General features: G+C 31.5%; 28 protein-coding genes. 20 read left to right on the top strand and 8 right to left on the bottom strand.

The features are described 5' to 3' along the window. The first annotated feature begins 44 nt into the window (after positions 1–44). The 13 genes from PG914_RS05115 (at position 45) to PG914_RS05055 (ending at position 10,859) form a co-directional block, all read left to right on the top strand. A complete protein-coding gene (locus PG914_RS05115) occupies positions 45–902 on the top strand; it encodes a hypothetical protein (RefSeq protein ID WP_488822636.1) in 858 nt (285 codons plus the stop codon). A gap of 17 nt (positions 903–919) precedes the next feature. After that, the gene (locus PG914_RS05110) at positions 920–1,375 is read left to right on the top strand and encodes a nucleoside deaminase (protein ID WP_488822635.1); all 456 of its coding nucleotides are present in this window, start codon (positions 920–922) and stop codon (positions 1,373–1,375) included. Between the two features lie 13 nt (positions 1,376–1,388). Beyond that, positions 1,389–2,057, top strand: a complete 669-nt coding sequence (gene deoC / locus PG914_RS05105; RefSeq protein WP_488822634.1) for a deoxyribose-phosphate aldolase — start codon at positions 1,389–1,391, stop codon at positions 2,055–2,057. After that, positions 2,038–2,748 carry a purine-nucleoside phosphorylase gene (gene deoD, locus PG914_RS05100; protein WP_488822633.1) on the top strand — a complete coding sequence of 237 codons (711 nt, stop codon included), beginning with the start codon at positions 2,038–2,040 and terminating at the stop codon, positions 2,746–2,748. The genes deoC and deoD overlap by 20 nt, the downstream gene beginning before the upstream one ends. After that, positions 2,745–3,959 (top strand): M16 family metallopeptidase, encoded by a 1,215-nt coding sequence (locus PG914_RS05095; protein WP_488822632.1) that lies wholly within the window; start codon positions 2,745–2,747, stop codon positions 3,957–3,959. Before deoD ends, PG914_RS05095 begins: the two co-directional genes overlap by 4 nt. Then, positions 3,949–5,205 carry a M16 family metallopeptidase gene (locus tag PG914_RS05090; protein WP_488822631.1) on the top strand — a complete coding sequence of 419 codons (1,257 nt, stop codon included), beginning with the start codon at positions 3,949–3,951 and terminating at the stop codon, positions 5,203–5,205. Before PG914_RS05095 ends, PG914_RS05090 begins: the two co-directional genes overlap by 11 nt. A 170-nt stretch (positions 5,206–5,375) precedes the next feature. Beyond that, on the top strand, positions 5,376–5,720 hold the full coding sequence (locus tag PG914_RS05085) for a single-stranded DNA-binding protein (RefSeq protein ID WP_488822630.1): 345 nt from the start codon (positions 5,376–5,378) through the stop codon (positions 5,718–5,720). Positions 5,721–5,765: 45 nt separating this feature from the next. Next, positions 5,766–6,539 (top strand): hypothetical protein, encoded by a 774-nt coding sequence (locus tag PG914_RS05080; protein ID WP_488822629.1) that lies wholly within the window; start codon positions 5,766–5,768, stop codon positions 6,537–6,539. An 86-nt stretch (positions 6,540–6,625) separates the two neighbouring features. Then, the gene (gene pepV, locus PG914_RS05075; RefSeq protein ID WP_488822628.1) at positions 6,626–8,002 is read left to right on the top strand and encodes a dipeptidase PepV; all 1,377 of its coding nucleotides are present in this window, start codon (positions 6,626–6,628) and stop codon (positions 8,000–8,002) included. 21 nt (positions 8,003–8,023) lie between these two features. Then, complete coding sequence (thyA, locus tag PG914_RS05070; RefSeq protein WP_488822627.1) at positions 8,024–8,890, top strand: thymidylate synthase; 867 nt, start codon at positions 8,024–8,026, stop codon at positions 8,888–8,890. After that, entirely contained in the window at positions 8,887–9,351 is a 465-nt protein-coding gene (locus PG914_RS05065) for a dihydrofolate reductase (RefSeq protein WP_488822626.1), read from the top strand. Before thyA ends, PG914_RS05065 begins: the two co-directional genes overlap by 4 nt. A gap of 10 nt (positions 9,352–9,361) precedes the next feature. Continuing rightward, complete coding sequence (locus PG914_RS05060; protein WP_488822625.1) at positions 9,362–10,162, top strand: 1-acyl-sn-glycerol-3-phosphate acyltransferase; 801 nt, start codon at positions 9,362–9,364, stop codon at positions 10,160–10,162. 211 nt (positions 10,163–10,373) lie between these two features. Then, positions 10,374–10,859 carry a hypothetical protein gene (locus PG914_RS05055; RefSeq protein WP_488822624.1) on the top strand — a complete coding sequence of 162 codons (486 nt, stop codon included), beginning with the start codon at positions 10,374–10,376 and terminating at the stop codon, positions 10,857–10,859. Here the strand turns inward: PG914_RS05055 and PG914_RS05050 are convergent. Further along, complete coding sequence (locus tag PG914_RS05050) at positions 10,805–11,362, bottom strand: histidine phosphatase family protein (protein ID WP_488822623.1); 558 nt, start codon at positions 11,360–11,362, stop codon at positions 10,805–10,807. The two genes, PG914_RS05055 and PG914_RS05050, sit on opposite strands and share 55 nt — an antisense overlap. A 105-nt stretch (positions 11,363–11,467) precedes the next feature. On the opposite strand from PG914_RS05050, the gene PG914_RS05045 reads away from it, so the two are divergent. From PG914_RS05045 to PG914_RS05025, 5 genes are all read left to right on the top strand, one after another. Beyond that, positions 11,468–11,758: a hypothetical protein gene (locus PG914_RS05045; RefSeq protein ID WP_488822622.1), complete on the top strand. Its 291-nt coding sequence runs from the start codon at positions 11,468–11,470 to the stop codon at positions 11,756–11,758. Positions 11,759–11,802: 44 nt separating this feature from the next. Next, complete coding sequence (locus PG914_RS05040) at positions 11,803–13,101, top strand: pyrimidine-nucleoside phosphorylase (RefSeq protein WP_488822621.1); 1,299 nt, start codon at positions 11,803–11,805, stop codon at positions 13,099–13,101. Next, positions 13,101–13,649, top strand: coding sequence for a 16S rRNA (guanine(966)-N(2))-methyltransferase RsmD (gene rsmD, locus PG914_RS05035; protein ID WP_488822620.1), 549 nt, complete (start codon positions 13,101–13,103; stop codon positions 13,647–13,649). The genes PG914_RS05040 and rsmD overlap by 1 nt, the downstream gene beginning before the upstream one ends. A gap of 62 nt (positions 13,650–13,711) precedes the next feature. Continuing rightward, a complete protein-coding gene (locus PG914_RS05030) occupies positions 13,712–13,933 on the top strand; it encodes a YneF family protein (RefSeq protein ID WP_488822619.1) in 222 nt (73 codons plus the stop codon). Positions 13,934–14,775: 842 nt separating this feature from the next. Further along, positions 14,776–15,759 (top strand): asparaginase, encoded by a 984-nt coding sequence (locus PG914_RS05025; protein ID WP_488822618.1) that lies wholly within the window; start codon positions 14,776–14,778, stop codon positions 15,757–15,759. A gap of 46 nt (positions 15,760–15,805) precedes the next feature. On the opposite strand, the gene deoB is transcribed toward PG914_RS05025, so the two are convergent. From deoB to lepA, 5 genes are all read right to left on the bottom strand, one after another. Beyond that, entirely contained in the window at positions 15,806–16,999 is a 1,194-nt protein-coding gene (gene deoB / locus PG914_RS05020; RefSeq protein WP_488822617.1) for a phosphopentomutase, read from the bottom strand. 2 nt (positions 17,000–17,001) lie between these two features. Beyond that, positions 17,002–17,901: a site-specific tyrosine recombinase XerD gene (xerD, locus tag PG914_RS05015; RefSeq protein ID WP_488822616.1), complete on the bottom strand. Its 900-nt coding sequence runs from the start codon at positions 17,899–17,901 to the stop codon at positions 17,002–17,004. Continuing rightward, complete coding sequence (gene hemW / locus PG914_RS05010) at positions 17,898–18,989, bottom strand: radical SAM family heme chaperone HemW (RefSeq protein ID WP_488822615.1); 1,092 nt, start codon at positions 18,987–18,989, stop codon at positions 17,898–17,900. The genes xerD and hemW overlap by 4 nt, the downstream gene beginning before the upstream one ends. Before the next feature lie 108 nt (positions 18,990–19,097). Next, the gene (locus PG914_RS05005; RefSeq protein ID WP_488822614.1) at positions 19,098–19,250 is read right to left on the bottom strand and encodes a hypothetical protein; all 153 of its coding nucleotides are present in this window, start codon (positions 19,248–19,250) and stop codon (positions 19,098–19,100) included. A 248-nt stretch (positions 19,251–19,498) separates the two neighbouring features. Beyond that, the gene (lepA, locus tag PG914_RS05000) at positions 19,499–21,319 is read right to left on the bottom strand and encodes a translation elongation factor 4 (RefSeq protein ID WP_488822613.1); all 1,821 of its coding nucleotides are present in this window, start codon (positions 21,317–21,319) and stop codon (positions 19,499–19,501) included. Between the two features lie 181 nt (positions 21,320–21,500). On the opposite strand from lepA, the gene PG914_RS04995 reads away from it, so the two are divergent. After that, positions 21,501–22,463: a hypothetical protein gene (locus tag PG914_RS04995; protein ID WP_488822612.1), complete on the top strand. Its 963-nt coding sequence runs from the start codon at positions 21,501–21,503 to the stop codon at positions 22,461–22,463. A 139-nt stretch (positions 22,464–22,602) separates the two neighbouring features. After that, positions 22,603–23,433 (top strand): VOC family protein, encoded by an 831-nt coding sequence (locus tag PG914_RS04990; RefSeq protein WP_488822611.1) that lies wholly within the window; start codon positions 22,603–22,605, stop codon positions 23,431–23,433. A gap of 109 nt (positions 23,434–23,542) precedes the next feature. Here PG914_RS04990 and PG914_RS04985 read toward each other — a convergent pair whose 3' ends face one another. Both PG914_RS04985 and PG914_RS04980 read right to left on the bottom strand, forming a co-directional pair. Then, entirely contained in the window at positions 23,543–24,769 is a 1,227-nt protein-coding gene (locus PG914_RS04985; RefSeq protein ID WP_488822610.1) for a glucose-1-phosphate adenylyltransferase, read from the bottom strand. 2 nt (positions 24,770–24,771) lie between these two features. Beyond that, the gene (locus PG914_RS04980) at positions 24,772–26,196 is read right to left on the bottom strand and encodes a glycogen synthase (protein WP_488822609.1); all 1,425 of its coding nucleotides are present in this window, start codon (positions 26,194–26,196) and stop codon (positions 24,772–24,774) included. Positions 26,197–26,199 lie beyond the last annotated feature (3 nt).

Below are 26,199 nucleotides of genomic sequence, written 5' to 3'. Positions count from 1 at the left end.
TACATCACATTTATGTGATAAAATGAACTAAAGGGGAGATACGTTTGAGCCAATTTTACCTACATTTCTTTAAAGAAAAGTCTCGTGAACTTGATAAAGAAAAAGTCATTGAATTTTTCGATAATGAACCTGGATTCGAAGTAGAAATGGATGAAAGAAGTGTTAGAATATACTACACCCATCCTACCTTAGGCTATCCTTGTGCATTTTATTTAACACCAAAATCTCAAGTTCCTAACATTCAAAGAATTTCGCCTAAATACTTAGAAGTTAATTTCCATTTGGAGTTACCTATTTTAAGTCCGACATATTTTGTTAAATCAGTCATCCAAATTGTTAAAAAGATTTGTGATAAGTTTAATTTATATGTCCTATCTGAAATGTTTTCTGATGTTTTAGAATTTAATCAAGAAAGAATTTTGAAGGTTTTTCAAATGGTTAAAAAAGCTTTCTTGGAAAAATATCCTCAAAATGAAGAAAAATACTTCTTTGTTAAAGAGGACAAATTATCAGGTGTTTTAAGATATATCGATGAAATTAAAGTGTTACAAGATTATTACGACGATCTTGAAACAATTGTTCCTAAATATCACTTAATTAAAGATGAAAATAATAAACCATACTTTGCTTGTGAATGGAAAGAAATGACTTTAACTGTCATTCCACCTTATACAGACTTACTGTTATTCCATCAAGCAGATGGTGTTTTAAAAGTGATTGATTACCAAGAATTCTTGGAAAAGAATAAAAAACTATTACTTGATGTACCAGGATTCTTACAAGGAACTAAAGTTATACCTAAAAAACAAGTTAAAAAACTATCTAAAAGTGCTAAAAAAGATAAATGGACTCCGGTTTCACACAGCTTTGCTAAATACCATTTACATGAACTTTTAGATTAATAAGAGGTTAAGTATAAATGAATAAATTCATGAAATTAGCAATCAATGAAGCTAAAAAAGGTATTGACCATGTTCATGGTGGACCTTTTGGCGCTGTCATTGTTAAAGATGGTGTAGTTATTGCCAAAGGACATAATACTGTTTTAAAAGATAACGACCCAACTGCTCACGGAGAAGTTAATGCAATCCGTAATGCAACTAAAAAATTAAAGTCATTTGACCTAACAGGTTGCGAAATCTATACCACTGGTGAACCATGTCCTATGTGCTTAGGAGCTATTCTTTGGGCAAATATTGGTAAAATTTACTTTGGTGCAAATATCGATGATACAGAAAAAATCGGGTTTAGAGATTCTGTATTCTACGAAATTGCAAATGGTAAAAAAGAAAGAATTCTACAAGAATTAGATCGTAGTGAAGTATTAAAACTATATCAGTATTATTTAGATAAAGAACATCGTCCAAACTATTAAAAGGAGGAAAAGGATGAATTTAAATCAATATATCGACCATACAAAATTAGGTCCAACCGTTTCACAAGCTCAAATTGATCAATTAATTGATGAAGCAATCAAATATCAATTCAAGAGCGTGTGCGTTTCGCCTGTATGGGTTAATTATGCTAAGAATAAATTAGCAGGAAGTGGTGTGCTTGTGTGTACTGTGATTGGTTTCCCTCACGGAACAAGTACAACTAAAGTTAAGATTTTCGAAACCAAAGAAGCTGTAAAAGATGGTGCTGACGAAATTGACATGGTTGTTCATGTTGCTGATGTTAAAGCACAAAATAAAAAAGCAATTTCAAAAGAAATTAAAGGTATTGTTAAAGCTGCTCAAGGCAGAACAGTTAAAGTTATTATTGAAACAGCATTCTTAGAAAAGAAAGAAATTACTTTTGTATCTAAAATTGCAGTTAAAGCTGGTGCTCATTTTGTTAAAACATCAACAGGATACGCAGTAAGAGGTGCTAGTGTTGATGATGTCAAAACAATGAAAAAAGCAATCGGAGAATCAGGTGAAGTTAAAGCATCTGGTGGAATCCGTTCAATCGAAGATGCAAAAGCTATGATAGAAGCTGGTGCTACCCGTTTAGGTACATCAGCAGGTGTCAACTTAATGGAAGGAGAAAAAATTAATGGCAACACCACATATTGAGTTAAATGATAAATCACAAATCGCGAAAGTTGTATTAATGCCTGGAGACCCTCTTCGTGCTAAATACATCGCAGATACTTACTTAAAAGATGTCGTACAAATTAACTCTGTACGTAATATGTTTGGATTCACTGGTACTTACAAAGGTAGAAGAATTACCGTTATGGGTTCAGGTATGGGTATGCCATCAATCGGTATTTACTCATACGAATTATTTAAATTTTATGATGTAGATGTAATTATTCGTATTGGTTCAGCTGGTGCTTATACTAAAGATTTAAATCTTTATGATGTTGTACTTGCTAAAAATGCATGGAGTGAATCTACTTATGCAAAAACTATGGGTGTATCATCTAAGAAAAAGTTAGCTTCTGATAAATCAGTAAACTCTAAGATTAAATCAGCAGCTAAAAAATTAGGTATTCCTTTACATGAAGGAACAATTCATTCATCAGATGTATTCTACAGAATCAATGGTGATGAGTATAAAGAAATCTTTGAAAAACAAGGTGCAATGTGTGTTGAAATGGAAAGCTTTGCATTATTTGCAAACGCAATGGCAACCGGTAAAAAAGCTGCTTGCTTATTAACAATTTCAGACTCACTTGTTACCCATGAAGCAACTTCAGCAGAAGAACGTCAAAATGCATTTACTCGTATGATGGAGATCGCATTAAACGCTAAATTATGACTTTTATTCACGATGAAACATTTAAAACGATACACGTATCTTTCTACTTTTTAGAAAAACTAAAAAAAGATACGATACCGTATCGTTTTTTATTAACTAGACTACTAACTTCATATACAAAGAATTATCCAACTAAAAAAGCTTTGATTGAACGCTTCGCTCATTTATATGGGATGTATGTAGGAAATCAAATATATATGTTAGGTTCGTATCAAATTATCAGATTTAACTTTGTCTTACCTAATCCAAAACTTGTTGATGATCCAAATTATTTAGACGATGTCATTTCATTATTTGAAGAGACCTTCTTTAATCGTAATTTATTTGATAAAACACAATTTGAAGAAGTAAAACGATTCTGTTTGGAATATATTCAAACGCGTAAAGATCGCAAGTTTGAATATGCTAAAGAAGAATTCATGGCCCATACATTTGGTTCACATCCTTATGGACTTCCAATATATGGAAGAGTTCAGCAAGTAGAATCAATTAATGAAACAGATTTATATCAATATTATTTAGGAGATTTTAAAGATAATATTTTACAAATTTATGTCTCAGGTGATATTGATCACTCCATTCAATCAAAATTAAATCGATTATCACAGTATGAATCTAAAAAACAAGAACTTTTAGTTGTTATTCCAGAAGTAACTAAAGAATTAACTAAACATGAAGAAACCATATCAATGCATCAAGCAATGATTTTCCTTGGTTACTCATTACCGGTTGAAAGAAAAGATAAGTTATATACAGCTGCTCAACTCGCATCTTTAATTTTAGGTGGATACCCAGATAGTATTTTATTTAAAAAAATACGAGAAGAATTTGGACTTGCATATGAAGTGGATTGCCACTTTGAGTATGATAAAAAATACTTATTTATCTATGCAGGTGTTAATTTAGAAGAAAAAGATTTTGCATTTGATCAAATGATTGAAACTATTTCAAATTATCAATTAGATGGGCCAAGTGATAATGAATTAAAAGATGCGAAAATTTTCTTAAAATCTCAGATTTTATCATCACTAGATCAACAAAATGCATTAATTCCAAGAAAGTTTTTATCTACACTTTATCAAACTGAAATTAATCTTGATAAGACATTGGCTAAAATTGATGCTGTAACAAAAGAAGATATTATGAAAGTTTTATCCTTGTTAGAACTTAAAACGACCTATATACTCAAAGGAGATAACAATGGATATTAAAATATTTGCTAATAAACCAGAAATAATCACCTTAAAAAGTGGGTTAAATGTGCATTTAATTCATGAAAAAACAAAAGTAAATTATGCACAAATAGATATTCCATTTGGTTCATTTAACCTTAATTATGAAGTCGATGGAGAAGTCTATGATATTACACCTGGCCTTGCTCACTTTATGGAACATCAAATGTTTCAAATGAAAGAAGGCGATGCTTTTAAAAAGTTATCAAATTTAGGTGTCAGTGCTAATGCCCTAACTACCTATCGTCAAACATCATATACCTTAAATGGTAGTTATAACTTTATCGAAGCACTCCTTTATTTAATTGAAGTCGTCGAAACACCATATTTCACCAAAACGTCAATTGAAAACGAAAAGAAAATTATTAAAGAAGAAATTATGATGTATGATGATGATAAAGATACCATTACACATCAAAAACTTTATGAAATGATGTTATTTGTACATCCGATGTTACATGATATTCTAGGTAATGTCGAAAATATCCAAAAGATAACTAAAGAAGAATTAGATAGAGTTTATGAGCACTTCTACAAGTCTAAACAACGTCAATTAATTATTTTAGGCGATTTAGATTTTGAGTTATTAAAATCAAAACTTTATGAACTAGATTACGTTACAAAAGATGTTACAGTTAAAACAATCACTTTTAAAGAACCTAATCAAGTTAAACAAACTGAGGACCAAATCTTCATTGATGTTACAATGCCTAGTCTGCTTATGGGGATTAAATATAATCTGTCTAGAACGGATGAATTTAGTTTATTTAAAACAGAAATGTCTATTTTATTTCTTATGCAAATGCTATTCGGCAATCAATCTTCATTTGCTGAAGAAATGGTAAAAGTTGGATTGATCAATGATGGTTTTAACATGAATGTAACTATGGAAGATGAAACTATGATTTTTGTTATTGATAATCAAACAGAAGATCCTAAATTACTTGCTCAAAAAATGCTTAAATATTATTTTGAAGATGGACTAGATGCTTTAACAAATAAAACCTTTAATACACTTAAACGTGCTTATCTAGGTTCATATATTATGGCATTAGATGATATCGAGAATAGAATTTTCTTATATGGAAAGTATCATTTAGCAGGACTTTCATTAGAGGATGCTATATTGTATTTAAACAACTTTGAATTAGATGACATTTTATCGATTTATCACGCGATAAAAATGGAATTTATCTCAAAATTATATGTTTATCCAAAAAGTTAAAAAACACTAGTTTTGTAAAAAAAATGAACCAAAATTATGAGTGATGCAATGCTGCATCACTTTTTTTATGTCAAAAATGAATCAAAACATGACTTTAATAAAAAAAGTGGAAATTTGATAAATATCTATCTTCATACATAATAGAAGAAAAATTATTTAGGAGAACGAACATGACATTCGTAAATTTAATTGGTCGCGTGGTATCATTCGACAAAAAAACAAGTGAAAATGGTGTTGAATACACTGATCTTAGAGTTTCAGTAATGAGACCATATAAAAACTATCAAGGTACTTATGATACAGATTACTTTAGAATTGCATTATTTGATCATAACCATAGAAAAGCTCAAGATTATTTTCATAAAGGGATGGGTATTGCATTAAAAGGAAGATTAGAAGTATCAAAGTGGATTGACGATGATGATAAGAATCGTTCAAATATTCAAATCATCGTTGAACGTATTATTTTCCTACCAAAAGACGATGAAGAATATTTCCAAGCAATGAACGACTAATTTATCAAATATGATATAATATCATATAAAGATGAGGGAGTTTATATGATTTTTTGGACATTATTGTTGGTATCTATGTTTTTTATGGCAATCCTATACTTAATTATTGGATATCAAAAATTGCTCGCAACATTACTCATTTACATTGGTGCGTCAGTTTTAACATCGGTGATAATATATTTTGCTTATCCTGGTCTTTATACGCTTGATTTATTCGCGTTTATCATTCCGATTCTAATCTTAATTCCGGTAGACAATTTTGTTAAGAATTTAATTAGACAATATGTGTTACCTAATGATGATGTTAAATCAAAAAAATTTTATGCTGTATTTAATTTGGTTTTACATTCTTCATGGATGGTTTTAGGTGTTTTAATTCTTGGTTCATTAATGACTCTTGCAGATATTCTAAATGATGGTTTAAAACCTGAAAATATATGGAGTATTGCAGTTCAGGGGTTAATTGGAATCATTGTTGCAATCATCGTCATTGTTGTAGGCTTTAAAAAAGCATATTCAATTATTTTAGTTGTCGGTAAAGACACTAAGAGGATTTATCGACTTCAAAGTAGAAAATCAAAACTTAGTGTATTAAAAACAGTAGGTAAAGATGTCTTTGTTAAACCTCGTGGTATTTTTCAAGAGAATGGACAACTTCACTATATTTACTATATTGAAGAAGAAATCGAATTAGAATCTAGTCAATTTACTCCATATGAATCAATGTTATATGAAGCTATAAAGAAAGATATTGAAACTTTTGAAGGCTTAGAACATAGTTATAATCAATTTATAGATGATATATCAAATAACGATTAAAGAGGTTAAATTAACCTCTTTTTTTATCGCTTATAAAATACTATTTTATAGAGATAGTGATACAATATATAAAAGGAGATGATATTATGTCTATAGATTTTAAAGCATTGGTCTTAAAATATAAGGATCAATTAATCAAGGATACACAAAAATTACTGCAAATTAATTCAGAGCTAACAAGTTTTGATCCTAACCGTGAAGGCGCTCCTTTTGGTGAAGGTACTAAAGCTGCATTAGATTTTATGTTAGATTTAGCAAAACGTGATGGATTTAGATTTGAAAATGTCGATGGCTATGCCGGTCATATTGAATTTGGTGACTCAGAAGAGTATGTCGGTTCGATTGGTCACTTAGATGTTGTTCCAGCAGGATCAGGCTGGACTTACCCTGCATATGCTGCAGAAATTCATGATAATAAAATTTACGCTAGAGGTAGTGAAGACGATAAAGGTCCTACAATGGCAGTATATTTTGCAATGAAGATTTTAAAAGAATCTGGTATTAAATTATCTAAACGAATTAAGTTAATTTTAGGTTTAGATGAAGAATCAGGTTGGAGATGTATGGATTATTACTTCAAAAAGTATCCACAAGCTCCAATCTCAGGATTTATTCCAGATGCTGACTTCCCATTAATTTATGCTGAAAAAGGTATTACAAATACCATCATTAAAGGTACATTTGAACCTGGTGATATTTTAAAACTAGAAGGTGGTCTACGCACAAACATGGTGCCAGAATCAGCTACTGCAACAGTTAAATCAAGCAAAGCTGTTAAATCTACATTTGAAGCCTTCTTAAAAGAAAACAATTACATAGGTTCAGTAACTGAAGCAAATGGTGAAATGAAACTTTATGTTGAAGGTAAATCAGCACATGGGTCATTACCAGAAGATGGTGCGAATGCAATTCATCGTTTAGTTGATGGCCTAAATCAAGCAGGCTTATCAAACGAACTTACTGATTTCATCAATAAATATTTAAATAAAGATGTATTTGGTCAAAAATTAGGTATTGCATATACTGATGAAGAAATGGGTCCATTAACAAATAACTTTGGTGTTTTAAAAACTGATGGTAACAAGTTTGAAATGATTTTAAATATTCGTTATCCAAAAGGTGTTAATTATCAAAAAGATGTTTTTGAAAGGATTGCATCTTTATTACCATCAAACTATATTCTATCTGTGAACCATCACCAAAAATTATTATATAAAGATCCAAAATCAGATCAAATTAAAGCATTAATGAAAGTTTACAAGAAACACACTGGTGATGAAAGAGGTCCAATCTCAATCGGTGGTGGTACATTTGCAAGAGCAACAGATAATGTTGTTGCTTTTGGGCCACACTTCATGGATAAACCATCATATATTCACCAAAAAGATGAATTCATCGATATTGATGATTTAATTATTGCAACAATCATTTATACAGAGAGCTTATACGAATTAGCTAAATAACAAACTTTAAGGGGGATTATTATGAAGCAATATTTGGATTTAGTTAGACACATCCTTGATAAAGGTGAGTTTAAATCCGATAGAACTGGGACAGGCACTAAATCAGTATTTGGCTATCAAATGCGTTTTGATTTAAAAGAAGGATTTCCCTTATTAACAACTAAAAAAACCTTTTTAAAAGGCATAATATATGAATTATTATGGTTTATTAAAGGTGATACCAACATTAAATTCTTAGTTGAGAATGGTGTTGGTATTTGGACTGATTGGCCATATAAAAAATATAAAGAATCTCCTCAATATGAAGGCGAATCAATGAAGGAATTTGCAGAAAAAATTGTCAATGTTCCTGGTTTTGCTGAAAAATGGGGTGATTTAGGACCGGTTTATGGAAGTCAATGGAGAAATTTTAATGGGGTTGATCAAATTTCTTATATCTTAACCGAGTTAAAAAAGAATCCAGACTCAAGAAGATTGGTCTTATCTAGTTGGAATCCAGCTGAAATAGGACAAATGACTTTACCACCTTGTCATACCTTAATACAATTTTACTCAGTAAATAATAAATTAAGTTTACAATTATATCAAAGAAGTGGTGATGTCTTTTTAGGTATTCCATTTAATATTGCATCCTATGCACTATTCTTAATGATGGTTGCACAAGTCACAGGAATGGAAGCTCATGAATTTGTTCATACGATTGGTGATGCTCATATTTACTCTAATCACTTTGATCAAGTGAATCTGCAGTTAACAAGAGAACCACGCAAACTTCCAACTTTAAAAATTAATCCTAATGTTAAAAATATCGAAGATTTCAAATTTGAAGACTTTACATTAGAAGGATATGATCCATATCCACCAATAAAAGGTGAGGTAGCCGTATGATTTCATCCATTTGGGCAATGGACATTAATTGGTTAATTGGTAAAGACAATGTTTTACCTTGGCATTATAAAGAAGATTTAGCTTTCTTTAAGAAAATGACGGAAGGTAAGACAGTTTTAATGGGAGATGCTACATATCGTTCATTAAAAGGTTATTACAAAGATAAACCTTTACCTTATGGTAAAATGTATGTTGCCAACCTTCAAAAAGTTCAATATCATGATGCCGAATGCATAACTGATGTCATTGACTTTATCAAAAACTATAAAGAAGATCTCATCGTTATCGGTGGTAAAAAGATATATGAACTTACGCTGCCTTTTGTTGATCGCTTATATATTACACACGTTTTAAATTATCATGATGGTAACGTTTATTTTTCAAAATTTCCATTATCTCAATATAAACTAATTGAAAAGAAAGTCGTTCCTGGGTTGATATTTGCAACCTATGAAAAATAGGAATTAAATTATGTTTACAGTTTTATTTATAATTTCATTTTTAGCATTCTTTATTGGAATGTCATTCGTTTTAAGCGGATGGTGGATGATCCTTTGGTTCATCTTAGCTTATCTAGTTGGTATCTTTATGGTATGGCTAGGTATTTATGTACATGCACTAATTTTATATAAGTCATCTTATATGAATCGATATAAGAATTACGGATGGCGCTCAGCATCTGTTGCAGTTGGCATATTTATGTTTAATGTAAGTGTTAAAATTGTCGGTGGAGAAAAGATTCCAAAAGACGGTAAATTAGTTGTTTACTCTAATCATAAATCATATCTTGATCCAATGATCATGATGCAAACAATCAAACGTCCAAGTGCTTTCACACCTAAATCATCATTATATAAAATCCCACTATTTAAAACGGTCTTAAAAGTCATGGGCTGTATGCCTGTTTATCGTGGTGATGATAGAAAAACTGCTAAAGCATTAGTTGATGCCATTAAAAAAGTTGAAAATGGATTTGTTATGACAGTCTTCCCTGAAGGAGGACGTAAAGATCGCGAGACAGATGAGGTTAAAGCTACTCGTGCTGGAGCCTTCAAAATGGCCGTTAAACCGCAAGCAACCATTTTACCTATCACAATCAATGGTAACTCTCAAATACAGCATAATGCCCCATTTAGACACACTAGAATCACTGTTGTCGTACATGATCCAATACCTTATGAAACATATAAGGATATGCAAACATCAGAAATTGGTGACATGGTAATGGATGCTATTAATTCTGGCTTAATCGAAAATAAAAATAACAAATAACCTACTGCAAAGTAGGTTTTTTTTATGCTTTATTTTTTTCATGTAAAGTAAAAGTGGGTAGTAAAAAATTACTCATTAGATTACGGGGATAAGTAAATGACTAAAAGAAAAGTGATTTCATTTGTATCACTTGTTTTAACGGTTTTAAGTATTTTGATTTATCTATTTTTTTAAAATCGTAAATTCTAATGGTGAGATTGAACCTAGCGGTATGACTGGGTTACAATTTATTTTTGGATTTAGAACAGAACCAATATCTCTTGATCATCCAGTACCAACATATACCAGATTGGGTTTTTCATGGATACTATTCATTATCATCATTTTTCTAGTCTTTTCAATTATTCTAGCAGGGACATCATTTAATGATAAATCATTGCCTTTCCAAATAGTTATTAACACTGGATTAAAGTTCATCGCACTAACATTAATGGTCTTAACAATTTTACTAGCTAACTATACACTTGAATTTGATTCACCTTTTCATTTCTTGAAAATTGATCCTAAGCATTTAGAGTTTAGTTTCTTTGGCTTATTATCAATGAGTTTACTCATAGGGTCAATTGCTATTGAAGTTTTTCAAATTAAACAAGTATACATCGACAAAGAAAAAAGCACACTTCTAATCAGTGTGCTATATTTTTATAAATCAATTTGTTTAATTAACTCGATTGAATTTTTTGTTATATTAAAGTAACATACACTTGAATTTCCTACATAGTGGTTGGTATAAGTGTATTTAGATTTGTCAGCAAGAATAAGTAGTGATTTGATCACATGAGAATGTGCGACAAATAAAACTTTCTTCCCATCGAATTCATTAAATAATTCATAGGTTGCTTTCTTAATGCGTTCTTGTAATAAATCATTATCTTCAAAACCTGATTCTTTATAATCATCTTTAGTACAAATTTCTAATACTTCATCTATTGACTTACCTTCAAATGGGCCAAAATCACGTTCTAGCATGCCATCGAATGTGAACTCGACATTCATACCTAATATTGATCCAACTATCTCTGCAGTCTCATATGCGCGTTTTAATGGTGATGCCCCTAAAACATCAAAAGTATCATTTAAAGATTTAAGTAATTCACCAGTCTTTTTAGCTTGATTTCTACCAGTCTCGTTTAAAATATTATCCATTCTACCTTGAACAAGTCTTTGTCTATTGTATTCCGTTTCGCCATGTCTTATCATCGCAAGTATCATTTTTATCACCGAAGTTGATTATAACATTGTAAACACTTTTAAACAACCTTATTTTTTGGTAAAATACTATTTGAAAGCGTAGGTGACTAGAATATGGAAAATGGTGGGTGGCAAGAAGTACTTCTTGAAATCTGGAATACCATTGTAAGCTGGTTCCAAGATGTAACCGGATGGTTGGATCCATTATTAAAACCAACAACTGATCAATGGTGGCAAGGTGGGTTTGATTATTTCAATACATTCCCAGTGGCATTCCAATTAGTCTTTGTTGGATTTATTGCAGTACTACTTCTTATGGGATTGATTTCATTAATCAAGAAATCATTAAAATTAGTCATAGTAGTTGGTATCATTGTTGTAATCTTTATGGTTTTAAATGGCTAATTTTTAATTAGCCCTTTTTATATTTATATAGGAGAAATTTAATTATGGAAATGGTAGATATTATTGCCAAGAAAAAATATGGCAACGCACTAACAAAAGAAGAAATCGAATTTGTAATCGATGGATATACAAATGGTAGAATCCCCGATTATCAAATGTCAGCATTCTTAATGGCTGTATATTTCCAAGGTATGAATTCAGATGAATCAACGATGCTTGCAATAGCAATGCGTGATTCTGGTGAAGTATTAGATTTAAGCGAAATCAAAGGTGTTAAAGTTGATAAACACTCAACCGGTGGTGTTGGTGATAAAGTCAGTTTAGTGCTTGCTCCACTGGTTGCATACTTAGGAGCGAAGCTTGCTAAAATGAGCGGTAGAGGTTTAGGACATACAGGTGGCACTATCGATAAATTAGAAGCAATCCCTGGATTTAACGTCGTATTACCACTTGATAAATTCAAATCTCAAGTTAATGAGATTGGATGTTCAATCGTTGGCCAATCAGGTGATATTGCACCAGCTGATAAATTGATTTATGCACTACGTGATGTGACTGCAACAGTCGATTCAATGCCTCTAATTGCATCATCGATTATGAGTAAAAAATTGGCATCAGGTGCTGATGCAATTGTGCTTGATGTTAAGGTTGGATCTGGTGCATTCATGAAGACTAAAGAAGATGCAATTGAACTATCTAAACTGATGGTTGAAATTGGTAAGAAGGCTGGTAAAAAAGTAACAGCAATCCTAACATCAATGGATGAACCATTAGGTCATAAGATTGGTAATTCACTTGAAATTTATGAAGCAATCGAAACACTTGAAGGTAACGGACCTCATGATTTAACTGAAGTAGTTTCCGTCATAACTGGTCATTTATTAAGAGATGCAGAAGTTGTTAAGTCATATGAAGAAGGTTATAAATTAGCGTTAGAAACACTTCAAACAGGCAAGGCTTTAGAGAGCTTCTACACCTTTGTAAAAGCACAAGGTGGAGATGTAGATTTCCTTAAAAATAAAGCTAATTTAATTGGTGATACAAAGGTTGAAATCGTACGTGCAACTAAGGACGGATTCTTAGAAAAAATTGATGCTTTAAACTTCGGTATTGCAGCTATGAAGTTAGGTGCAGGTCGTATGAAGAAAGAAGATAAAATTGATTTATTTGTTGGCTTAGATTTACATAAAAAAATTGGTGATGTTGTAAAAGTTGGTGACCCAATTGTAACAATATATCATCGTGATAAAGGACTGTCTGAAGCTAAAGAAATTATCAATAAATCTTATGTTGTCGGTCCGAAAAAAATTGATTTAAAGCTAATTGAAGAGACTATCTATTAATGAGAATTATCAGTGGTATCCATCGATCAAGAATTATTAAAATGGTACCATCAGAAGAGACAAGAGAAACCTCTGATAAAGTAAGAGGTGCAATCTTTAACAGTCTTGGAGATCGAGTTGAAAGTGCATATGTATTAGACTTATTTGCAGGTTCTGGAGCGTATGGACTTGAAGCAATCTCTCGTGGTGCAAAAAAATGTATGTTTAATGATAGTAAACTTCATGCGATAAATACTATACTTGAAAATATTAAGAATTTAAAGGTGGAAGTACAATCTGAAGTACTAAAATTAGACTATCAAAAAGCAGTAGAAAAAATTAAAAAAGAAAACCATAAATTTGATATTATATTCTTAGATCCACCGTATAAAAAAGTAGATTTAGAAAGTTTAATTAATGAACTGTTCAATGTTTTAAATGACGACTCAATTGTTATTGTTGAAACGCATAAAGATGTTGAATTGGTTATAGAAAAGCTTCAAGGATTTAATATCAGAGAACCAAAAGTTTATGGAATTAAAAAAGTTTATTTTATAGAAAAGATATAAGTATTGTAATTAAGAAACATTTAAAGTAAAATTATGATGACACTTAAAAGGAGTAGAAAATCATGCCAGTAGATTTATGGGTATTTATAGTAGGACTTGTAGTAGCATTATTAGTTGGTGGTATCGCTGGATTCTTCATCTCAAGAAAAGTTTTCCAAAAGATGTTAGAGAAGAACCCTCCAATCAATGAGAACCAAATCAGAGAAATGTTCAGACAAATGGGAAGAACACCATCTGAGAAACAAGTTCGTGCAGTAATGCAATCAATGAAAAACAACAAGTAATCATATATAGAAATTGATACTAAATAATTAAGATGCACACTCATGGTGCATCTTTTTATTTTAATTATGTAAAAATGTATGTTTACTATATCTATACTATGTTTAATATTGATAAACATAGGATTTTTGATTTAATGCATGGTGAGTTTATTAAATTTAAACTACTTGATAATTAGAGAAAATAAATTTTACTACGATAAAAGTAAGAAATCAAATTATGGAGACAAATCCAAATGATGAAACATACAACTTTTAAATTCTCGATCGCTCAAAACGTAACATGATTTTTCCAAACACTAAAGTATCGAACTTACTTTTTAAGACATGTATACCAGGTAAAAGAAGTAGAAGCGAAATCCACAATCAATGGAAGATCCATACCTACAAAGTTTAATAATATCAATTTTAAAGCTCTGAGCGTATGAGACATATATTCACTCGATAAAAGCAGTCTCAAACGCTAATTTCCTTCTCTCTAAATAATTAAAAACCATCATCCAATCATTGTGATAGTATTTAGTGTACAAAATGTATGCTTTTACTCACATTAATCATAATCATTACACATTTAATATACCCTTTTATTTGTTGTAGAAGTATACTTTGATTCTTATATTTGTGCCGATAATGTATATTATGTTAACCATCCAATGTGAGCCTAGTGGTGCGGTCAATGGGTTTTGTGTGGAAAAGTTGATAACTATTAATTGATAAATTTCGGGCTTCCGTCGGTTGATAATACCCTTTCTATCTAAAATCACATGAAATGAGTATATTTATTTTGCTAAACTTTTCGATTTCTCTAGTGATGCGTTATTGGTATAATATTTATAGGTGATATTATGAAAAACAAGAAAATACTAGTTATATTTACTGGCGGCACAATCGCTATGGTCAATGATGAGCATACAATGAAATCTGTTATGTCATCAGGAAATACTCAATTACAGTCAGCATTGAATGATGTGTTTAAAGAGATCGAAATTAAATTCATCGAGCATTCCTATTACCCAAGCCCTTATATGACGCCTCAAAATATGTTTAACATTTGTAAACTAATTGAGCATGAAACTAAACATACAAATTATGATGGAATCGTCATTACACATGGTACAGATACTATTGAAGAGTCTGCTTACTTCTTAGATCTCTATTTCAAAATGGAAACTCCAATTGTATTCACTGGTGCTATGCGTAACCTATCAGAACTTGGATATGATGGTCTTTCAAATGTTGTCTCATCTATTTTAGTTGCTGCAGATGATCAATCAAAAAACCGTGGTGTACTTCTTGTAATGAATGATGAAATTAATGCAGCTCGTGAAGTTACCAAAACTCATACGGTTGCTTTAGATACTTTCAAATCATTAGAGTTTGGACCACTTGGTGTTGTAGATTCATCAAGAGTTTTCTTCTATAGAGCGAATAATTATACTAAACCTAATTTTACAATTACTAAACTTACAAAAAGGGTCGATATAATTAAATCCGCTACCGGTGTTGATGATTTAGTACTCAATTTCTTAGTTGATCAAAAAGTTGACGGCATTGTTATTGAAGCTTTAGGTCGTGGAAATGTACCTCCAATGATGGTACCTGGTATTGAACGTGCAATCAAAAATGGTATTTCTGTTGTGATAACTTCTCGTTGTCCAAAAGGAAGAGTTTTTGATACATACGCATATACTGGTGGAGGATATCACCTTAAACAATTAGGTTGTTTATTTAGTGGAAATTTACCATCTCAGAAAGCTAGAATTCTTCTTATGCTTGCTCTTGAATCAGCCCAAGATAAAACCGATTTATTTAAATATTTTGAACATTAAAAAAGGTGCGAGCAATCGCACCTTTGTTTATCTTTATTAAACTATACTACTTAATTTTATCCAGGAATGATTTACCATGTTTAGGTAATTCTGTTCCAAAATTATCAGCAATTGTTTGTCCAATGTCAGCAAATGTTTTTCTAACATCGATGAGTTTACCCTCTTTAAATTGAGGTGAGTAAAGGATAAGCGGAACATGTTCTCTAGTATGATCTGTACCATAGAATGTAGGGTCGTTTCCATGGTCAGCAGTAATCATTAACAGGTCATCCGCTTTAAGGTTTTTTAGTAAATCAGGCAGTTGAGAATCAAACGCTTCAATTGCTTTTGCATACCCCTCTACATCACGTCTATGTCCATATAAAGCATCAAAATCTACTAGGTTTAAGAACACCAATCCTGTGAAGTCTTTTTTACTCCATTCAGTGATTTTTAGCATACCATCATCATTAGAAACTGTCTTAGCATATTTGTTAATTCCATAGCCATCAAAGATGTCATTTATCTTACCTAAAGCAATGACATCTAACCCTTTTTCATCAAGGAAATTTAAGGCAGTTTTATCACTTGGTTTTAAGGCATAATCGTGTCTGTTAGAGGTACGTTTAAAGTCATCTTTATTAGTCCCTAAGAACGGTCTAGCGATAACGCGTCCAACCTTCCATTCAGGTTTCATTGTGATATCACGAGCAATCTCGCAAATGCGGTATTGTTCTTCAATTGGTATCACTTCTTCATGCATTGCAATTTGTAAAACTGAGTCTGCTGAAGTGTAGACAATTAAGTCTCCTGTCTTCATATGGTGCTCGCCAAAGTCCTTAATAATTTCAGTACCACTTGCTGAAATATTACCAACCACTTTACGACCAGTTCTTGCTTCTAATAAGTCAATTAATTCTTTAGGAAAACCAGTATCAGTGAAGGTTTGGAAAGGTGTTGTAATGTATAATCCCATCATCTCCCAGTGCCCTGTCATAGTGTCTTTTCCATTACTAGCTTCTTCCATTTTTGTTACAAATGTAGATAGCTTTTCTTGTGGTTTCACACCTCTTAATAGTGCAATATTTCCAAGTCCTAATCGTTCTAAATTAGGAACCTTTAAATCATATCGTTCTGCAATATGACCTAGGGTATTTGAACCTATATCATTATGTCCAGCATTAAAGAATTTATCAGCATCATGTTGATAACCAATTCCAACTGAATCCATAACTATTACGAATATTCTTTTAAATCTCATAGTTAGTCCTTTCTTGCTCTTGGATGAGTTTTTTCATATTCTTCTTTTAATCGTTTTTGGGAAATATGAGTGTATATTTGAGTGGTAGAAATATCCTCATGTCCCAATAAGTTTTGTATGCTTCTAAGATCCATTCCGCCTTCTAATAAGTGTGTTGCAAATGAGTGTCTTAAGGTATGAGGACTAATTGCCTCAGGATTTAAATTGGCATCAGTTGCTAATTTCTTTAATACCTTGAAAAACCCAACACGGCTTAATTTTTCACCATTTAAATTCAAGAATAAATAAGTTGATGGTTTTTTTAATAAAGCATCTCTGCCATCTGTTAAATAGTTTCTAATTGCTATAACAGCCATGTCAGAGATTGGTACCATACGTTCTTTAGAGCCCTTACCAGTTACTACCACATATGCTTGAGCCATATGAATGTCTGAGGTTTGAATATCCAGTAATTCTGATACTCTTAAGCCTGAGCCATAAATGAGTTCTAATAGTGCAGTATTTCTTAGGCCAAGTGGTGTTGACTTATCAACAACTTCTAATAGTTTACCAACTTCATCTATACTTAAGACTGAAGGTAAACTCTTTTCAATTTTCGGTCTTTCAACTCTGAGTGCAATATTCGTATCAACTTCTTTTTCATCTAATAAAAACTGATGAAAAGCTTTAATAGATGTCAATTTTCGTGCCATTGATTTAGCACTTAAACCTTTATTCTTTAGGCTCTTTAAATATGCTTCTAAATGCTTTCTTTCAATTTTATCAACCTTAGTAATCTTATGATATTTTTCTAAGAAAGCTTGGTATCCTTCAATATCTGTTAGGTAAGCTTGTTGTGTATTTTTCGATAATCCTTTTTCATGATTTAGAAAATAAATAAAATCATTTATTATATATTTCATATGAATAACATGAAGACTTGGTTTCCAAGCATCATACCCTCTTTCGTTAATTGTAGATGATTGTTCACAACTCTTAATAAACCTAACTCAATCTTATCCTTAATTTGTGGATATGCTTCAAATAAATGGATACCGTATTCATTTTCGATTCTCGCTATATCAACACCTTTAGTCATACGAAGACCAAAGATTAAGTCATCTTGAAGTAAATCTTGTTTGGTTTGAAGCACCTTTTCTTTTGTAAAGTGGTCTAAATATTGACTCATACCACGTTCATTATACGTACGATTTCCATCGATAAATCCATGGGCTCCCATACCAACTCCAATATATTCACCTAATGACCAATAAATTGAATTATGAAGTGAATATTTACCATTTCTAGCAAAGTTACTTACTTCATATTGTTCATAACCATGGGACTCTAAATACTCAATAATGTAGTGATACATTTCAGCTTCAATATCTTCATCCATTGGCTTAAAATTACCTTTTAAGTACTGATGGTAAAAATATGTCTTATCTTCTAAAATAAGTGAATAATAAGAAATATGATCGATATCTAAGGACATATACTTCTCTAAATCGTAAGTAATATGATCCATGGTTTGACCAGGTATCGCAAATATTAAATCAATCGAAATATCTTTAATGCCAATTGATTTTAAATGTCTAATGATATCTTCAACTTGTTCAGCCTTATGACCTCTATTCATATAAGCTAAAATCTTATCATCAAAACTTTGAACACCTAGTGAGACACGGTTTACACCATACTTTTTAAAGACTTCACCTTTTTCATATGAATAACTTTCTGGATTGACTTCAATTGAAAACTCAATAGGATTGATTGCTTTTAGCGAGTCAAAAAGGTAAGTCAATTGATCAACAGTTAACATCGAAGGTGTACCACCACCAATGTAAATAGTTTCAATTGAATCAAAGTGTTTTTGATATGTTTGTATTTCATCCCTTAACCTTATTAAATATGTATCAACCATATTTTGGTCTTTGGGTACACGCTTAACAAAGTCACAATAGTGACAGATGTACTCACAAAATGGGATATGGATGTATAAACCTTTCATAGTAGCTAACCTCTCCTTTTATTATACCAAAAAATAAGAGGTATCCAGCCAACAATGGACACCTCTTTAGAAGAGAGAGAAAGCTGATTTGTTTCAGCTTATGTGTATTTATTTATCTTTTTCCTGTGTAAGTATTTCTAGTAGTTCATCGATAACTTTATCTTCATTCACTGTGATTGATTTACCAAGGCCTTTCTTGGTACCTTTCACCTTTACTTCATATACATTATGCTTAGATTCAGTTTGTGTAATGTTTGTCACTTTCCTTATCTCCTTTTAGCAATAAAAAAGGGTATAGATATACTATGCCCTTGTTTTTTTAATATTATAAGAAAATCTTGTAGCACCTGCGTCTACAACCATTGAGTCAATATTAAGTTCAATCATAAATGATTTTACTTTCATATTAAATCTCCTGAAATGACATATTTATCATTCCATAATCATGATATCATGTAAGCGCATTCATGTCAAGAAATATCACTGTGTTAATGTGTGTGAAATATGGGTTAATCTTCGTTTGAAAGAATTGCCATAAATGCAGTTTGAGGAATTTCAACACGACCGAAGGTTTTCATACGTTTTTTACCTTCTTTTTGTTTCTCAAGAAGCTTCTTCTTACGTGAGATATCACCACCATAACATTTAGCTAAAACGTCTTTACGTAATGCTTTAATTGTTTCTCTTGCGATGATTTTACCACCAAGTGCTGCTTGAACTGGAATCTCAAACATTTGACGAGGAATTAATGTTTTAAGTTTTTCTACAATTGCTTTACCACGTGAGTATGCAAAATCTCTATGAACGATTACAGATAGAGCATCCACAACATCGCCATTTAATAGAATATCCATCTTGCGTAGTTCTGATGGGCGATAGCCTGCAAGCTCGTAGTCAAATGACGCATAACCTTTTGTAGTAGATTTTAATTTATCAAAGAAATCATATACGATTTCTGCAAGTGGTAAGTGATAAGTTAACATGACACGTGTTTGATCAATATATGTCATATCACCAAATGTTCCACGTTTCTTTTGACAAATATCCATTACTGCACCAACGTAGTCTTTTGGACACATAATGGTAGCTTTAACATATGGTTCTTCAATTTTTTCAATTTTTTGTACATCTGGTAAAAGACTTGGATTGTCTACTAAAACCATATTACCATCTGTCATATATACATGATAAATAACCGATGGAGCTGTGGCAATTAAGTCGATATTAAACTCTCTTAAGATTCTTTCTTGGATGATATCCATGTGTAGAAGACCTAAGAAACCTGATCTAAATCCAAAACCTAGTGCTTGTGAAGATTCTGGTTCAAATACAAGTGATGCATCATTTAATTTTAATTTTTCTAATGCTTCTTTTAAATCTTCGTATTGATCTGGGTCAATTGGATAGAATCCGCAGAATACAACCGGATTTAAAGTTCTATAACCCGGTAATTGATTGGCTGCCTTTTTATTTGCATGAGTAATCGTATCACCGACACGTACATCTCCGATTGTTTTAATCGCTGCAGTTAAGTAACCTACATCTCCTGGCCCTAAAACATCAACAACTTTTTGACTAGGTGTATAAACCCCAACTTCAACAACTTCAAATTTCGCATTTGTGGCCATGAATTCAATCATATCACCTTTTTTAATAGATCCGTTGATGACTCTAACTGTTGGAATAACACCACGGTAAGCATCGAAGAATGAATCAAAAATTAAGGCTTGAAGCGGTGCATTTTCATCACCTTCTGGAGCAGGAACATGTTTTACGATTCTTTCTAGAATTTCATCAACACCTAACCCTGATTTCCCAGATGCTTTTACTGCATCTGATGCATCAATACCGATGACTTCTTCTATTTCATGTCTAACTTTTTCTGGTTCTGCTGATGGTAAATCAATTTTATTTAGTACAGGAATAATTTCCAAATCATTATCTAATGCTAAATAGACATTAGCAAGTGTTTGTGCTTGTATACCTTGAGCTGCATCGACAACTAAAATTGCGCCTTCACAAGCTGCTAAAGATCTTGAAACTTCATAAGTAAAATCGACGTGTCCCGGAGTGTCGATTAAGTGTAGGATATATTCTTGTCCATCTTTTGCCTTATAGGTTAATTGAACAGCGTTTAATTTAATAGTAATACCGCGTTCTCTTTCCAATTCCATCGAGTCCAACATTTGTTCTTTCATGTCTCTTTTTTGAACAGATGATGTCATTTCTAAAATACGGTCAGCTAGTGTTGACTTTCCGTGGTCGATGTGGGCAATAATTGAGAAGTTTCTTATGTATTTTTGACGTTCATTAAGTGATGAGTATTTCAATCTTTTTCATACCTTTCATAATCGATACTATTGTATCATATCATAACTGTTGTAAACAATGATAGAATTTTCACACAATTTTCATTTTCTTTTATAACTTTCTTTGACAACACAAATTATTCTATATATAATGTAGTCGTAAAGCACGATACTAGAAAAAATACGGAGGAAAATATAGTATATGAAAAAAGTTTTTTTAATGATGTTCGCAGTCATTAGCATGCTCCTTTTAAGTGCATGTGGTGCAGCAGAGAAGACATATTACTTTGCGATGAACGAGTTCAACCAAGACTCATCATGGGTTTATTGGGTCGTAGTTGAAAAAGAAGGCGACAAAATTGTCGATGTAGAATGGAATGCATTTAACATCCAAGGTGATGCAAATGCTACATATAAGGGTATGGATAAATACCAAGCTTCAGTGGAACATATCTACAACATGAGAAACGATGGCCTATGGTGGCATGAACAAGCTGAGTTATTAATTGATAAATTAATCCAAACTCAAGATGTTAATGATAGAATCCCTGTTCCTGCTGGTGCATCAATTGATTCTTCAGATTTCTATGCTTTAGTTGAAAAAGCATTAGCTTCTGACCCAGTTGAAAAAGGTGAATATAAAGACGGTTATTACTTCAAAACATTAAAAGCTAATGGTGAAGAACATGCTTCAGTAAACTATTGGGATCCACAAACTGAAACAGTTAGATCAACTGGTGTTTGGGATGCTTACACATTCGGTAGTTTTGTGGTTGTTAACGGTAGAATTGTAATGGCATATTACAACAACGTATTCTACGGTTACAGAGTTCAATTTAATGAACAAGGTAAGATTGTTAAACAAGAAGTTGACATCGACAACAATCCTGAAACTCCAGCAGTTAAACTTTCAGTAATTGCTCCTTATACTTCTGCTAATCCAACATTATTTAAGACTAAGAATGAATTAGGCTTATCATATGGTATGTCAGTTGTTTCAGGTCAAAAAGAATACGATGAACAAGCTAAGTTAGCTGGTGAATACTTAGTTAAGAATCAAAATTTACCAGAAGTTAATGAAAATGGTGACTTTGATAGCGTTGCTGGTGTAACAATCACTGCTACTGATTTCGTAACTCTATGGCAAATGCTTCCAAAAGCTTAATAAATTATATTTAAACAAAAGGTGCTCACTCTGGGAAGCACCTTTTTTTCTTTGTTTCGAAATGGAATCATCTTGCAAATCATAACATCTGTTTATCTATCAGTCATATAATGAGGTTATATGAAACAAGGGGTGAATTATGGATAAGTTTATTACTTCTATTTGGTATGAGAAGGATGTTAACGAAGTTAATGCATTTTATGAAAGTATTTTTAATGAATATGAATTATTGCTTAAACAATTGTTACACGAAGGTGAGTCTTATGAATCAACTGTTATTTACTTTAAATTACAGAACTTAAAAATTATGATCATCGGGAATGGTCCATTTAAGCTTTATGAAAATACTGGATTATTCTACGGTTTGGATAAAAATGAGATGTCTAGTTTTGATAAACTATCACTTATTTTTGCTAAACTTAGTGATGGCGGAAACATCATCGTTCCATTTGCAAAATATGGTGAAAGAACATTCGGTAAAGTTAGAGATAAATTTAATTTAACTTGGCATCTAGGCTTAACTAATGAGAATATAGTCAAACCATTTGTTATGTATCAAAACCAACTAGATGTTTACATGAGTATATATAAAGATACTTTTAAAGATTTAAAAGTTATTGAACGTATTGAATTAAATGACCAAATTCAAAAATTAGAATTTAATTTATTTGGAATTCCCATTTTAAGTTGTGAAATCGGTAGTGATTTACCTTTTACCGAAGCATTTTCTTTTATGGTTATTTGTGATAACCAAAAAGAAATTGATTACTATTGGAAACTGTCTGCTTTTCCTGAAAATGAGGCTTGTGGATGGTTAAAAGATGCAGCTGGATTATCCTGGCAAATCGTTCCTCGTTTACTCCATGATGCAACAATGAGAAACGATTTAAATTCACTTAATAAAATGTTCACTGAAATCTTTCAAATGAAGAAATTAAATATAAAAAGTTTAGAGAAAACGCTCAAATAATATGTTTACCATTTGTATACTGTGTTTATATTTAGTAAACATAGAAAAATCATTTTAACTGACTATGCATAAAAAAATACTCCAAATCAGGAGTATTTTTATTTAAATGTTATTTTAAAGTTGAACCACTTGGAATATTATTTGATGTATATTTAGCGGTTCTAAATATTCTACAATTTCTTCCAATTTTAGTATTTGCCGGAATAATTGCTGACTTTTCAACTACTGTAATACCAGATGTTAATAAATCTGGTTTCTCAATATTTGGTGTAAAATCATCACCAAATCCTAAGTGTGAATCTCGACCAACAACTACGTGTTTATCAATAATACACTTATTGATTGTCACATTTTCAGAAATGATCGTATCATTTAATATAATTGAATCTTTCACGACCGATCCTTTCCCAACTCTAACACCTGGTGATAAGACAGAGTTTATAACTGTTCCTTCAATGACACATCCATTTGAAAGTAGGGCATTTTCAATTTTAGCATTACCATAAATCTTAACAGGTGGTTTTTCTTCAGACTTAGTAAATACTTTCCAGCTAGGATCGTATAAATCAAGTTGAGTATATGATTTTATCATATCTAGATTTGTTTCTAAATATGAATCATATGTTCCAACATCTTGCCAATAATCATTAAATTTAAAGGCATAAACCATTTTAGATGTATTCTTAATGAGATATGGAATGATATGTTTGCCGAAATCTAGATCATCTTCTTTTATTTGTGAAATAACATACTCAAGTAAATCAATATCAAATAAGTATATCCCCATACTTGCAAGATTACTTTTTGATTCTTTTGGTTTCTCTTCAAAATCTAGAATTTCATCGGCACGATTGACTGACATGATACCAAATCTTGACACTTCTTTTGGGTCTACTTCTTGACATGCAATCGTTAGTTTTGCACCAGTAGCTTTATGTGATTGAATCATTTTTCGATAATCCATCTTATAAATATGGTCACCAGATAAAATGAGAACATATTTTGGTGCTTTTTTCTTAATAAATTCCATATTTTTAGATACCGCATCAGCTGTTCCGTTATACCACATAGCATGTGGTTGAAGTAAGGTGACACCTGAATTATTTCTATCTAAATCCCAAGGTTTACCTGAACCAATATGTTCATTTAATGATAATGGTAAATATTGCGTAAGTATAGCAATATCATAAATACCTGATTGACTACAATTTGATAAAGCAAAATCAATAATACGATATTTACCTGCAAAAGGCATGGCCGGCTTACTGCGTCTATTGGATAAAAGATCTAATCTTGTTCCCTTGCCACCAGCTAGTATAAGTGCTAAAGTTTCCATATTTATCCCCCGATAATATCTTTATATAAATTTTTATAGTTCGATGCCATTTTTTCCAATGAATAATCTTTTTTCATCGCTTGAGAAACAAGTTTATCCCATGTTTTTGGTTGTTCTTTAAATAAACTGAGTGCTTCAAACACTTTTTCTTTAAATTCTATTGATGACAGGTTTCTAAAACTAAAGCCTGTACCTTGATTTGTATATTTATTATATGGAATCACAGTATCTTTTAGACCACCAGTCTCTCTAACAACTGGTAATGAACCATATTTCATTGAAATCATTTGACCTAATCCACATGGTTCAAATTCACTAGGCATTAAGAATATATCGCTAGCCGCATATAATTCATGTGCAAGTTTTTCATTATACCCAATGTAATTTCCTATTTTACCTGGAAATTTATCTGTCATAACTTTAAAGAAATTTTCATATACTGGGTCTCCAGAGCCCAAGAAAAAGAATTTAGCATTTGAATAATTCGCCAGTTCAAATAATACATCCTTAATCATCCAAAGTCCTTTTTGATTTGCATAACGCCCAATATAGACAACAAATGGTACATCGTATTCATCACCTAAACCAAATTGTTTGTAGACTTTCATCTTATTGGCTAGTTTGCCTTCTCTTACATTAGATACTGAATATTTTTCAATAAAATTATCTTTAGTTGGATCAAATGTTTCTGAATCAATACCGTTTAAGATACCAGTTAAATCTGTTCGCCTAAAGTCTAGAATACCATCTAATGAAAATCCAAATGATCTTGTTAATATTTCTTCTTTATATGTTGGTGAAACAGTATTAATTCGATCTGCTTTAAGTATTCCCGCTTTTAAGAAATTAACTCGATCAAAATGAATATATTCATAATCAAAATCATGATTAAAGAATCTTGCAACATATGTATCAAAATTTCCTTGGTACTCCATGTTGTGAATCGTTAACAAAGTTCTTATTTTTGTATAGTTTAATTTCCATTTATAGTGTTTTTCAAGCAAATATGGAATCATACCAGTTTGCCAGTCATTAATATGTAATAAATCTGGTATGGAATCTAGCAGTTCTAACCCTTCTAAAACAGCAAATGAAAATGAAGTAAATCGCTCTGCATCATCATTAAAGCCATAAAATCGATCTCGTTCAAAATAATGCATATTTTGTATAAATATGACATCTACACCTTCAAAATCATATTTATAATAGTTAAACACAGTTTGAATACCACCCATTTGAATGTTTCTCTCACCAATAAAAGTCATATTCTCATGTTTAACTGATTTTAAATTTGCGTAATACGGTGTAAAAACAGATATTTTAACACCAAGTTTTTGAAGTCCTTTTGGCAAAAAGTAAGCAATGTCAGCTAGACCGCCTGTTTTTGAAAAAGGAAACATTTCAGATGTTATAAATGCTACATTCATATC

The organism is Acholeplasma sp. ORD1043, from assembly GCF_057808485.1.
The sequence above is the reverse complement of the archived record's forward strand: the minus strand, read 5'-3'. Positions and strand labels throughout refer to the sequence as shown.